Origin of the sequence: Pseudomonas sp. ACN8 (assembly GCF_002303925.1) — a bacterium.
In the GTDB taxonomy this organism is placed as follows: Bacteria; Pseudomonadota; Gammaproteobacteria; order Pseudomonadales; family Pseudomonadaceae; genus Aquipseudomonas.
Genome location: NZ_MRCS01000024.1, coordinates 1 through 12,673, shown reverse-complemented (window position 1 = coordinate 12,673; position 12,673 = coordinate 1). Strand labels below are relative to the sequence as shown.

Genomic DNA, 12,673 nt, shown 5'->3' with positions numbered 1-12,673 from the left:
GGCCTCAGTACGCCGAGGGAGGCAGCGCCGAGTCCCGGCGCAATTTGTCGCCAGCCGGGTTCACGGCTTCGCGCAGGAAACCGAATCCGGTGTGGCGGTCGAAACGGAACAGCGTGTTGGTGACATACATGTCGTCGCGCACCCCAACGACTTCCACCACTTCACTGACGCAGCGGCGCCCGTCGGGCAAGCGCGTGAGCTGGATGACCACATCGAGCGCCGCGCAGATCATTTGCCGCAGGGTGCGCTCGGCGATGCTGCGGCCGGTCAAGCCCACCAGGGTCTCCAGGCGCAGTAGCGCATCCTGGGCGTTGTTGGCGTGGACGGTACTCATCGAACCGTCGTGGCCAGTGTTCATGGCGGTCAACACATCGACCACTTCGACTCCGCGAATTTCACCGAGGATGATCCGGTCCGGGCGCATCCGCAGGGCGTTGCGAATCAGGTCGCTGGCTTTCACCTCGCCATGGCCTTCGGCATTCGGTGGACGGGTTTCCAGGCGCACGACGTGAGGATGGCCCAGTTGCAGTTCGGCGACGTCTTCGATGGTGACCAGTCGTTCCTGAGGGTTGATCAACTGGCTGAGAATGTTCAGCAGCGTGGTCTTGCCGGTGCCGGTGCCCCCACTGATCAGGATGTTGCAGCGTTTGCCCACGGCTTCCTGAATGAATTCGTAGATCCCGTGATCGATGGTTTGCATCGCGATCAGGTCGGAGCTTTTGAGCATGTCCTGGCGGAATTTGCGGATCGACAGGCACGGACCATCAAGGGCAATTGGCGGAATGATGGCGTTGACCCGGCTGCCGTCCGGCAGGCGTGCGTCGACCATCGGCGAAGACTCATCGAGACGTCGGCCCAGGGGCGCGAGAATCCGTTGCATCACACGTTCGACGTGGTGCGAATCGATAAAGCGCAAGTCACTCAGGTGCAGCAAGCCTTCACGTTCGACAAATACCCGGTGCGGACCGTTGACCAGAATCTCGGTCACCGCCGTGTCGCGCAACAGTACTTCCAACGGGCCGAAACCGGTGAGTTCGTCGACGATCTCTTCGGCCAGACGTTCCATTTCATAGCGGGAAATCGCCAGGTGCAAACGCGCGATGTACTCGGCCACCTTGTCGATCACGAACTGCGCCAGCGCCTGACGCGAGCCCTCCAGCAGGTTTTTCCCCGACTCTTCGATGGCGTCGATGATGTAGCGGTGCAGCACCAGTTTCAGGCCTTCGTGGTCGGTATTGCCGACCGCGCCGCGTTGGGGTGAGCCGAAGAGTTTTTCACTGCTCATTGTGCGCCCCTCAAGCGGTTGAACCAGCCGGTCTTGGGTTTGGCCAGGCCTTCGGAATGCTTGGCCAGGTGCTCGCCGAGGGCGCGCAGGCTCTGGGTGAGGCTTTCGCGTGGGGCCAGTTCGAACAAGGTCAGTCCCTGGTTCTTGGCATTGAGCCGCACTTCCGGACTGTAGGCGAGGGTGGCGATGATCTCCAGACCGAACGTCTTGCCCAGGGTGTCGGAGTCCGGTGCGACGTTGCGCAGGTAGCGGTCCACGAGCAATTTGGCGTGATCGAGCTTCATGCCTTTTTCGCGCCACAAATTGAGCACCGTGAGGTTGCGGCGGCAGTCGAGCACGTTCTGGTCGGTGTACCACAGCAGTTTGTCGCAGTGACTGACGAAGGTGCGCAGCGCTTCACTGTCGGGTTGGCCGGTGAGGTTTACCACGATGTGCTGGAAGTGTTGGCGCAGGGCACTGAGCAACATGTACAACTCGGCGGCGCTGGTGTGTTCCAGCGGTTCATCGCCACTGGCGTAGGCGAGGATGCGCAGCCCGGCCTCGCAACTGGTGAAGGCACTGTCGATCAGCGTCGCGTCCAGGCGTCGCAAGTGGCGCAGCGCATCGCCGAAATGAAACGAGCTTTCAAGGCCCAACAGCGCCAGGCTATCGCCCCGGGGTAATCCAAGGTCCAGCAGCAGTGTGTGCTGTCCGCTTTTTTGCACCACTTGCGCCATGTGCGTGGCCAGCAACGCGCCGTCGGCGCTGCTCTGCACGCCATACAGTACGGTCAGGCGGCCCAGGTGCGTGTTCGGCGCGATGGCGGGCAGGCGTTTGCTCAGGCGTCGCACCAACCCCGCGACTTCACTGGCGCGTGAACCATAGGCCACGAAATCCCTGGCCCCGGCGCGCATCGCATTGAGTACCAGCTGGTTGTCCATGCCGTCGCCCAGCGCGACGATCGCCAGCATCGGCTTGGCTTCCAGCGCGCCTTCGATCAGCGCACTTTGGGTGACCACGCGGTCGCGGTCCAGGCCGATGAACACCAGGCTGGCGCAGGTCACGTCCACTAATGCCAACAGCTCGTCGAGGCTGCCGCCACCGGCGCTGACCACCTGGCCCAGGGGCGCAAGGGCACCTTGCAGCCATTCCAGGTCGGTGCTGTTGCGCGTGATCGCGAGGAAGGTTTGACTCAGGTTCTGGCTCATTGCGATAACTCACTGCGTGATACCGCACTCGCCGACAGGCCGCCGAGCAAAGCACCCCGGATCGAGCCATTGAACAACGACGTAAAACGTCTGCGCATGGAAAGGCGTCCTTGTTCGATTCAGGGGGTTTGTTGAGTGATCTCGTTGCCGCGAATGACTTCCACGCTGGTTTTGCGCGACGCGACGGCCGGGCGGGCAACGGGTTTGGGCGGCGCAGTCATGGCCAGCTGGCTGAATTGCAATAGCTCGCGGTTGGCATTGGCCAGGTTGGCGGCAGAGCTGCTTTCGCCGGCCCAGTAGCGCGCCAGGCGTTTTTCATCGGCGCTACGTACGGCCAGGCGCAGCACGCCGGCCTGGGTCGCGAGCATCAGGCGGCTCACCAGTTGTTCAGGAACCGCGAGCAACACGGTCCGGGCCGCGGCGCGGGATTGATCCTGTTTGAGTTTGTCCTCTACGTTGCGCGCCGGGCCGGAAGGCTGGCCGTCGTTGGTCAACCCCAACTGCTCGCCGACCCCGAGCACCCGCAAGGCCGGTATCACGAGTTGTGCCGTTGGCTGCGGATTGAGGGTGTCCATGCGCAGGAACAGCAGCACATCGACATAGTCGCCTGGCGTCAGTTGCCCGCCGACTATGACCACTTCGTCCGTGGCGACCGCCAGGGCGCGCTCATTGGGGCGGATCATCCGCGACAGCTTGCTGCCGGCTTCGAAGCTTTCGTCGTTGAGCCAGCTGCCGGCGGTGAGGGCGCGCCAGGGGGTACGGCCAATCGCCTGGTCGAGGCTGGTCAGGCTGCCAGCCGGGGCGGTGTGCAACTGTTCCAGCACGACATCGGCTGGGGTGACCGGCGTATATGGCGCGACATCGTTGACCAGCACGACCACGGGATGGCGGGTCGGGTCGTTTGCCGACAGGGACGCCGGGATGGCGAGCGGTGCACTGACGGTGGACTGGGCAACGGCCTCGGGGGCCGGTTGACGACTCAATGAGAGCCCCCAGTAACCGGTAATGATGGCGCCGAACAGAAACAATCCGGCGAGGCCCAGAGTGACACGGCTGTTCATGAAGGCTCTCCCTTTCCTGCTGCGCAAACCCCGTCAAGTCCAACGAGACAACTTCGCAATCAGGCAGCTATGAACATGGAACTATTTCGCTATTTGACGGTAGCGCAGGTAAAGCAAAATGCCATTACTGTGGGAGGAAAAATCTAACGTAAGTGCAAAGTTGCGATAAAACGACCTGTTTTATGACGTCAACGAAACGGTTAATACTTTAGTGTTAATGCGTATTTACAGTTGTTGGGCCGGGGAATGCCGACAATGCTGATGCTGGCACTGGGGAATCATGTTGCGTCCGTGCAACACCCGTCGTCGTCCAGGAGAAATGCCATGTCTTTTTCCAAACTTGTTGAGAAGGTCAAATCCGGAATCGCTTTTTACAAGGGCCTGGCCAGGGATACCGAAGGGGCGTCCGGTATTGAGTACGCGATCATTGCGGCCATGGTCGCGGTGGTGCTCGCCGGTTTCAGTACGGGTGTCCAGAACGCCATCTCGGCCACGTTCACCACGATTCAAGCGGCGCTGTGACAAGGAAGTCGACAGTTTGTTGTTGCTTCACAGGGTTTCTAACGTCAGCGCTTCGTCCATTGCAGGTGTGACCTCATGAACGCTCTCGCACGGCCACGCCAACAGCTTCTTCTGGTGGATGACGAAGAGGACGCATTGCTTGAGTTGGCGGAGTTGCTGGAGGGTGAGGGGTTCAATTGTTTTACGGCCACTTCGGTCAAGCTCGCGTTGAAGCATCTGACCCGGCATCCCGATATCGCTTTGGTGATCACTGATTTGCGCATGCCGGAGGAGAGTGGCATGTCGTTGATCAAGCGCTTGCGCGAGCATACATCGCGCGAGCATTTGCCGGTGATTGTGATGTCGGGGCATGCGGGCATGGATGATGTCAGTGACCTGTTGCGTTTGCAGGTGCTGGATCTTTTTCGCAAGCCGATTTATCACGTGCGGTTGTTGGAGACGCTGAATAATCTGTTTCCGCTGCCGCAGGTTTATCTGGTCAAAGGTTGACTTGGCGGCCTTTGGGCCGACCATGTTGGGGTTGATTGAGTACATATCCGTTTCTGCGGTAACGGCGGCTTATGGTTTCGCCCTTACGGCGAGTCCCTTTTGTCAAACGACACAAAAGGAACCAAAAAGTCTCGCCCCTTACGTACGGCCCCTCGCTGAGGCTCGGGGTTCCTTCGCTGCGGTATTCATCCGGGGGCATTGCCCTCCGGTCTGCTTCGCGACGACCTACATGCAATGAGTTCGACTGCGTCGAACGGCGCTGCGCGCCAATCCCCGGATGAACACCTCCGCTCAGCCTGCCGATATAGGCGGGTGGATCAAGATCAAAAGCTGCAGGCGAGCTAACGCTCGGCCTGATGAGTGGTGAGAAGCGGCGCGGTGTACGCTGCTCTGCCTTTGCTCTTCTGTGGGAGCGAGCTCGCTCGCGAAGGCGGCCTGACAGCCGACCCATTTTTTTCGAATGTACCCAGCCTAACTGTAGGAGCGAGCCTGCTCGCGAAGGCGGCCTGCCAGTCGACCGAAATCTTGCAGATGTACTCAGTACCTGTAGGAGCGAGCCTGCTCGCGAAGGCGGCCTGCCAGTCGACCGAAATCTTGCAGATGTACTCAGTACCTGTGGGAGCGAGCCTGCTCGCGATGACGGCCTGACAGCCGACCAATTTCTTGCAGATGTACTCGGTACCTGTGGGAGCGAGCCTGCTCGCGATGACGGCCTGACAACCGACCAATTTCTTGCAGATGTACTCGGTACCTGTGGGAGCTTGCTCGCGATGGCGGCCTACCGGCCGGCCTGATTGTCTGAATGTATGCAGCCATCGGGAGCAAGCTCCCTCGCCACAGACATCAGCCTTGTCAGGCCATCGGCCGCCAATGCCCGATCATATGCTCCAGCTCCCCGGCACCCATCAGTTGAAAATCCCCGTTCGGCCCCGGCTCGCTGGCCAGCAACGTCACTTCACTGGGCAACCGTACCGGCTTCTTGAACTGCACGGCGATTTCGACATTCGCCGCTGGAAGATGTCCGGCCAGCGCAGCCAATGTGCGTGCCTTGTTCCACAGGCCGTGAGCGATGGCGGTCGGGAAGCCGAAGAGTTTGGCGCTGGCCGCGCTCAGGTGAATCGGGTTGTAGTCGCCCGACACCCTGGCGTATTGCCGGCCGATGTCCGAGGGCGCTTTCCAGTGTTCGATTTCGCTCAGGGCCAGGCTCGATACCGGGGGCTCTTCAAGCGGTTCGCCCTTGAGTTTGACGCCGCGACAGAGCATCCGGCTTTCTGCTTTCCACAACGGGCCCAACTGATCGTCGAGGTTGGTCAGCAGATCGAACGTCGCGCCTTTGGCGTGGGGTTGCAGGTTCTGCACTCGCACGCTGACGCGCACCTGACTCACCCCGCCCATGGGGCGCAGTACTCGAATGCGGTTGCTCAGGTGAATCAGGCCCAGCAGCGGGAACGGGAAGTCCCTGGTTGTGAGCAACTGCATCTGCAAGGCAAACCCGAGGATGTGCGGGTAGGTCGGTGGCAGCAAACCGTTGTCGGCGAAACCACAGACCTTGCGATAAGCCGCCAGGTGCTTGGGATCGACTTCGACCCAGCAACGCAAACCCGAGTCGGGCAGGCGGCTGCCGGTGATTTTGCGTCGTGTCGCCGCTCGTGCGTACGACCCCGTCAGGCCGGGTTCGCGGTTGAGTGTGTGCCAGTCGGTGATCATCCTTAAGCTCCCAGAGCGCTTTGTCCGCACACACGCAACGCTTGCCCGGTGAACGCGCCGGTGCCCGGTTGCGCGAGCCAGGCCACGGCCTCGGCGACGTCTTGCGGCAGGCCACCCTGGCCGAGGGAACTCATACGCCGTCCCGCTTCGCGCAGGCCGAAGGGAATGTGTGCGGTCATCTGTGTTTCGATGAAGCCCGGCGCCACGGCATTGATGCTGATGCCGCGCTCGTGGAGCAGTGGCGCCCAGGCTTGTGCCAGACCGATCAACCCGGCCTTGCTCGCCGCGTAATTGGTTTGCCCGCGATTGCCGGCGATGCCGCTGATGGACGCCAGCAGGATCACCCGGCCGTTGTCGTGCAGGGTGCCGCTGTCGAGCAGGGCTTTGGTCAGCGCTTGCGGCGCGTTGAGGTTGACCGCCAGCACCGCGTCCCAGAATTCCGGGGTCATGTTGGCCAGGGTTTTATCCCGGGTGATGCCGGCGTTGTGCACCACGATATCGAGGCCGTCGGGCAATTGTTCGACCAACGGCGTGGCGGCGTCTTCGGCGCAGATGTCGAGAGTGATGCTGCGCCCGCCAAGGCGTGCGGCGAGTGCTTCGAGATCGGTTTTGGCCGAGGGCACGTCGAGCAGGGTAACGTCGGCACCATCACGGGCCAGGGTTTCGGCGATGGCGGCACCGATACCGCGTGCTGCGCCGGTGACCAGTGCCTTGCGCCCGGCGAGCGGGCGTGTCCAGTCGGTGACTGGCGTCGCGCACGGATTCAAGCGAATGACTTGGCCGGACACGAAGGCGCTTTTCGGTGAGAGGAAAAACCGCAGTGGGCCTTCCAGTTGTGCCTCGGCCCCTTCGCCGACATAGATCAATTGCAGGGTGCCACCGCTGCGCAACTCCTTGGCCAGGGAACGGCTGAAACCTTCCAGGGCACGCTGGGCACTGGCGGCGAACGGGTCGCGCAGGGTTTGCGGATCACGCCCGAGAATCACCAGGTGCGCACAGTGTTCGAGGTTTTTCATCAGCGGCTGGAAAAACTCACGCAGTTGCTTGAGCTGATCGGTGTGCAGCAGGTCACTGGCGTCGAACACCACGGCCTTGAGTTTCGGGCCATGGCCGGGAATCCAGGCCGTGGCCATCGAAGGCTCGGTGCCGTAGCTGTAGATCGCGTCGGTCAGGCGGTTGGCGAAGGCGCTGACGTGTTCGGCCAATGGCCCGCCGCCGATCAGCAGCGCGCCGTCTACAGGTCGCAACCGGCCCGCTTGCCAGCGCTCCAGTCTGCTCGGCGCCGGCAACCCCAGGGCGCCGACCAGGCGATGGCCGATGGACGAATTGGCGAAGTCGATATAGCGGTCAGACATGGAACGCGCTCCGAAAGCTGGGGATCAAAGTGTGGACCATGAATGGCGATCAGTCGTTCGATCCGCAAGATAAGGCCTACGCTTGGTTACATTGTAGGAGCGAGCTTGCTCGCGATGGCGGTGTATCAGCCAACATCGATGTTGCATGTGCTGACCTCTTCGCGAGCAGGCTCGCTCCCACAGCGTTAGTGTTTACATCAGGTCTTTTGTCAGGAGTTCTTTATGACCCAACCGCGCCGCGTCGCGATCATCGGCGGTAACCGGATTCCTTTCGCCCGCTCCAACGGCCCCTACGCCACGGCCAGTAACCAGGTGATGCTCACCGCAGCCCTCGAGGGCCTGATCGAACGTTACAACCTGCATGGCCAGCGCATCGGAGAAGTGGTCGCCGGGGCCGTGCTCAAGTTGTCGCGGGACATGAACCTCACGCGCGAGTGTGTACTCGGTTCGCGTCTGTCGCCCGCCACTCCGGCCTATGACATCCAGCAGGCGTGTGGGACCGGGCTGGAAGCGGCGTTGCTGGTGGCGAACAAAATTGCCCTCGGCCAGATCGACTGCGGCATTGCCGGTGGCGTGGACACCACCTCGGATGCGCCGATCAGTGTCAGCGAAGGCCTGCGTAAAATCCTCCTGCAAGCCAACCGCGCGAAAACCACCGGCGACAAACTGAAAACCTTCCTGCAATTGCGTCCCAAACATCTGATCCCCGAATTTCCGCGCAACGGCGAGCCGCGTACCGGGTTGTCCATGGGCCAGCATTGCGAGCTGATGGCCCAGACCTGGAGTATCCCTCGCGAAGCACAGGATCAATTGGCGTTTGAGAGCCATCAGAAACTGGCTGCGTCCTACGCCGAGGGCTGGCACAACGACCTGATGACGCCATTCCTGGGCCTGACCCGCGACAACAACCTGCGCCCGGATTCCACGCTGGAAAAGCTCGCCGCGCTCAAGCCCGCCTATGAGAAAAGCGCCAAGGGCACTCTGACCGCAGGTAACTCCACGCCGTTGACCGATGGCGCATCACTGGTGCTGCTGGGCAGCGAAGAATGGGCCAAGGCACGCGGGTTACCGATTCTGGCCTACTGGCGTGACGGCGAGGCGGCGGCAGTGGATTTCGTCAATGGCGCCGAAGGCTTGTTGATGGCGCCGGTCTACGCCGTGCCGCGTTTGCTCGCGCGCAATGGCCTGACCTTGCAGGACTTCGACTACTACGAAATCCACGAAGCCTTCGCCGCGCAAGTGCTGTGCACCTTGAAGGCCTGGGAAGATCCCGAGTACTGCAAAACCCGTCTCGGGCTCGATGCGCCGTTGGGCTCGATCGAGCGCAGCAGGCTCAACGTCAAGGGCAGTTCACTGGCGGCGGGGCATCCGTTTGCCGCTACGGGCGGGCGCATCGTCGCCAACCTGGCGAAGTTGCTGGATGCGGCGGGCAAGGGGCGGGGACTGATTTCGATCTGTGCGGCGGGCGGGCAGGGTGTGACCGCCATCATCGAACGCTAGGCAAAAACGACTGTAGGAGCGAGCCTGCTCGCGATGGCGGCATATCAGTCAACATGGATGTTGAAGCTGATGGCCTCATCGCGAGCAGGCTCGCTCCTACAGGGTTTAGTGGTGAGGTTGCGAATCAGGTACGGAACCTGCGCACCAACCCGTCCAGTTCATTGGACAACCCGGCCAGGCTCTGGGAATCCAGGCGCGCCGAGTTGGCCAGTTCCGCCACCAACTGTGCATCGCCATGGATCTGGCTGATGTGCCGGTTGATGTCTTCGGCCACTTGATGCTGTTGTTCCGCCGCCGTGGCGATCTGGGTGTTCATGTCGCGGATCACGTCCACCGACTCGCGGATCTGCCCGAAGCTGCTGCGCGCCTCACCGATGCGCGTCACCGATTGCTGGGACACTTCCAGGCTGGCGTGCATCTGTTGGGTTACCTGGCTGGTGCGTTTGGCCAGGTTGCCCAGCAGGCCGTCGATTTCCGCCGTGGAGTCGGCCGTGCGCTTGGCCAGGGCGCGTACTTCGTCAGCCACCACGGCAAAGCCGCGTCCCTGTTCTCCGGCCCGGGCCGCTTCGATCGCGGCGTTCAGTGCCAGCAGGTTGGTCTGTTCAGCGATCGAGCGGATGGTCCCCAGAATCGACTGAATGTCGTTGCTGTCGCGTTCGAGTTGTTGCATCGACTGGGCCGACTGTTCGATTTCCTGGCTCAGGCGATCAACGCTGTTCACCGCCGCATCGATCTGCTGCTGACCTTCGCGCGCCTGGCGCTGGCCACTGTCGGCAGACTCCGCCGCCTGGCTGCAAGAGCGCGCGACTTCGTTGGCGGTGGCGACCATTTCGTGGAACGCCGTGGAGACCATGTCCACCGCTTCACGCTGGCGTCCGGCGGCTTCGGCCATGTCGCTGGAGACCTGGGTCGAACTCTTGGACGTGGCGAGGATCTTGCCCGCCGCGCCGCCGATGTTCTGGATCAGGTTGCGAATCGCGGTCAGGAACTGGTTGAACCAGTTGGCCAGTTGCGCGGTTTCATCGTTGCCACGGATTTGCAGGTTCTGGGTCAGGTCGCCTTCGCCCTGGGCGATGCCTTCCAGGCCACTGGCCACGCTGCGGATCGGGCGCACGATGAGGCTGGCGAAACTGGCGCCGACGATAGCGAAGATGACGGCCAGGACGGCGGCGATGATGGCGATCAACCAGGTCAACCGGGTCGCGGAGCTCATCACGTCGTCCTGTTTGATCAGGCCGATGAAGGTCCAGCCCAGTTGCTCCGATGGCCAGACATTGGCCATGTAGTGCTCGCCATTGAGCTCCACTTCCACCAGGCCCTTGCCGGCCTTGGCCAGTTGCGCGTAGCCGTCGCCAAGGCTGTTCAGCGGTTTGAAGTTGTGTTCCGGTTGTTTCGGATCCACCAGGACCATGCCGGTGTTTTCCAGCAGCATCAGGTAGCCCGTTTCACCGAGCTTGATCTGTTTGACGATTTCGGTGAGCTGCTTGAGCGTCACGTCGATGCTGACCACGCCGCCGTTGGTACCCAGCTTGTTGTCGATGGTGCGCACGGTGCTGACGTAGGTCGCGTCGTCCTGGGCCCAGTAATAGGCCTCGGTGCGGAACGGCTTGCCCGGTTTGGCCTGGGCCGTCTTGTACCAGGGGCGCTGGCGCGGGTCATAGTTATTCAGCTTTGGATCATCCGGCCACGACACATAGCCGCCTGCTGCCGTGCCGAGGATGGCATAGGCGTACGCCGGGTGGCTGTTGCCCAGGTCCTGGAGCAAGGTGAAGACTTTTTTGTCCGCCTCGCCCTGGGGGACGCTCTCGGCGTTGGCGGCCATGTAGGTCTTGAGGCTGTCGTCGGAGTTTCGGATCAGCGGCTGCTTGGCCAGGTAATCGACGTTCTGGCTGATGCCGTCAAAGAACAATTGCATGGCATTGCTGACCTGACGAATCTCGCGGGCGCTGCTGTCGACGAATTCGTCCCTGGCATCACTGCGCAGGTTCAGCACAACGAGGGTGGCGACCAGCACCACGGGCAGACAGGCGATGATTGCAAACGCCCAGGTCAACTTCTGTTTGATGTTCATCCGCGCTCCAGATTTTCTTGTAGGCCCACGCAGTGCAGATGACTCGCGGTTTTATTGGCAGCCGTAATCGTTCTTGGTCAACCCGGGTCCTTGAGTGCGGCAACGCTTTTGTTGTGGCAGCGATTGTCGGACAAATCACTTTGTCCCTTAGGACTTCGGCTGTTGTCGGAGGAAATTGAGGCCTGTTGGGAAAAATTCTACGGAGGCTAAGAGTTGTGTTGTCAGCTTCTGTCGCAATTGCCCTCAATGCCCCTGCACAACAAGTGACGCAGGCTCGGCTATGATCTGGAACGACCATGACGGTCGTCGGTTTTACCTGATGAAATCGGTACATTCTGTGCATCTGCAATGTTCATAAGTCGGCAACCCCTCCCCCCCGTGAGTGGATTGCCGTATAACGAATGACTTTCGCGTGTTTGGTAATAAAGGACCCACAATAAAAGCTGATGAAGACTCCAAAACGCATTGAACCCCTGATCGAGGACGGTCTGGTCGACGAGGTGCTGCGCCCACTCATGAGTGGTAAAGAAGCAGCTGTTTATGTGGTGCGCTGCGGCAACGAGTTGCGTTGCGCGAAGGTCTACAAGGAGGCGAATAAACGCAGTTTCCGTCAGGCGGCCGAATACCAGGAAGGCCGCAAGGTGCGCAACAGCCGTCAGGCCCGTGCAATGGCCAAGGGCTCCAAGTTTGGCCGCAAGGAAACCGAGGACGCCTGGCAGAACGCCGAGGTGGCGGCGCTGTTCCGTCTGGCCAGTGCCGGTGTGCGGGTGCCCAAGCCGTTCGACTTCCTCGAAGGCGTGCTGCTCATGGAGCTGGTGGCCGACGAGTACGGTGATGCCGCGCCGCGCCTGAACGATGTGGTGCTGGAGCCGGACCAGGCCCGCGAGTATCACGCGTATCTGATTTCCCAGATCGTGCTGATGCTGTGTACCGGTCTGGTGCACGGCGACCTGTCCGAGTTCAACGTGCTGCTGACGCCGACCGGCCCGGTCATCATCGACCTGCCGCAGGCGGTGGACGCGGCGGGCAACAACCACGCGTTCAGCATGCTGGAGCGGGATGTGGGCAACATGGCGTCCTACTTCGGGCGGTTTGCGCCGGAGTTGAAGAAGACCAAGTACGCCAAGGAAATGTGGGCCTTGTACGAGGCCGGCACCTTGCACCCGGCCAGTGTCCTGACCGGCGAGTTCGCCGACACCGAAGAGCTGGCCGACGTGGGCGGAATCATGCGCGAGATCGAGGCCGCGCGCCTGGATGAAGAGCGCAAGCAAGCCGTGCGTGCGGCGGACGATGCGCCGCCGGGCAAGACCGAAGAACCGCCTCCACCGTGGATGCAGTGATCGGTTAAAGAAAAACCCGGCTTCGGCCGTAATGCTGTTCACTTAAGCGGAGCAGCCTTACGGTCCACTGGAAACCGGGTTTTTGAAATCTTCACCGTCCTTGGCCTTGATGGCCTTGGGCGGTGATCCAGAAACAACCCGCCGACACCTTTTCTT

Annotated in this window: 10 protein-coding genes and 1 pseudogene; 4 read left to right on the top strand and 7 right to left on the bottom strand. The window is 61.4% G+C overall.

Annotated features, from left to right (window positions below; translation table 11 throughout):
* Positions 1-4: 4 nt before the first annotated feature.
* The 3 genes from BSF44_RS15110 to cpaB all read right to left on the bottom strand — a co-directional run bounded on the left by BSF44_RS15110 (position 5) and on the right by cpaB (position 3,533).
* Positions 5-1,285 carry a CpaF family protein gene (locus BSF44_RS15110; RefSeq protein WP_095944178.1) on the bottom strand — a complete coding sequence of 427 codons (1,281 nt, stop codon included), beginning with the start codon at positions 1,283-1,285 and terminating at the stop codon, positions 5-7.
* Positions 1,282-2,472 (bottom strand): pilus assembly protein, encoded by a 1,191-nt coding sequence (locus BSF44_RS15105; RefSeq protein WP_095944177.1) that lies wholly within the window; start codon positions 2,470-2,472, stop codon positions 1,282-1,284. The genes BSF44_RS15110 and BSF44_RS15105 overlap by 4 nt, the downstream gene beginning before the upstream one ends.
* 119 nt (positions 2,473-2,591) lie before the next feature.
* Positions 2,592-3,533, bottom strand: coding sequence for a Flp pilus assembly protein CpaB (gene cpaB, locus BSF44_RS15100; protein ID WP_095944176.1), 942 nt, complete (start codon positions 3,531-3,533; stop codon positions 2,592-2,594).
* Positions 3,534-3,857: 324 nt separating this feature from the next.
* On the opposite strand from cpaB, the gene BSF44_RS15095 reads away from it, so the two are divergent.
* Positions 3,858-4,055 carry a Flp family type IVb pilin gene (locus tag BSF44_RS15095; protein ID WP_095944175.1) on the top strand — a complete coding sequence of 66 codons (198 nt, stop codon included), beginning with the start codon at positions 3,858-3,860 and terminating at the stop codon, positions 4,053-4,055.
* Positions 4,056-4,130: 75 nt separating this feature from the next.
* A complete protein-coding gene (locus BSF44_RS15090; protein ID WP_095944174.1) occupies positions 4,131-4,544 on the top strand; it encodes a response regulator in 414 nt (137 codons plus the stop codon).
* A gap of 852 nt (positions 4,545-5,396) precedes the next feature.
* Here the strand turns inward: BSF44_RS15090 and BSF44_RS15075 are convergent.
* Positions 5,397-6,251, bottom strand: coding sequence for a MaoC/PaaZ C-terminal domain-containing protein (locus tag BSF44_RS15075; RefSeq protein WP_095944171.1), 855 nt, complete (start codon positions 6,249-6,251; stop codon positions 5,397-5,399).
* Positions 6,252-6,253: 2 nt separating this feature from the next.
* A complete protein-coding gene (locus BSF44_RS15070; protein ID WP_095944170.1) occupies positions 6,254-7,606 on the bottom strand; it encodes a 3-oxoacyl-ACP reductase in 1,353 nt (450 codons plus the stop codon).
* Between the two features lie 222 nt (positions 7,607-7,828).
* Between BSF44_RS15070 and BSF44_RS15065 the strand changes: the two genes are divergently transcribed.
* Complete coding sequence (locus BSF44_RS15065; protein WP_095944169.1) at positions 7,829-9,106, top strand: acetyl-CoA C-acetyltransferase; 1,278 nt, start codon at positions 7,829-7,831, stop codon at positions 9,104-9,106.
* A 124-nt stretch (positions 9,107-9,230) separates the two neighbouring features.
* On the opposite strand, the gene BSF44_RS31125 is transcribed toward BSF44_RS15065, so the two are convergent.
* On the bottom strand, positions 9,231-9,959 hold the full coding sequence (locus BSF44_RS31125; RefSeq protein WP_371315412.1) for a methyl-accepting chemotaxis protein: 729 nt from the start codon (positions 9,957-9,959) through the stop codon (positions 9,231-9,233).
* 129 nt (positions 9,960-10,088) lie between these two features.
* A pseudogene (locus tag BSF44_RS31120) lies at positions 10,089-11,177 on the bottom strand (cache domain-containing protein); the annotation flags it as partial.
* Between the two features lie 446 nt (positions 11,178-11,623).
* On the opposite strand from BSF44_RS31120, the gene BSF44_RS15055 reads away from it, so the two are divergent.
* Positions 11,624-12,517, top strand: coding sequence for a PA4780 family RIO1-like protein kinase (locus BSF44_RS15055; RefSeq protein ID WP_095944167.1), 894 nt, complete (start codon positions 11,624-11,626; stop codon positions 12,515-12,517).
* Positions 12,518-12,673: the final 156 nt, after the last annotated feature.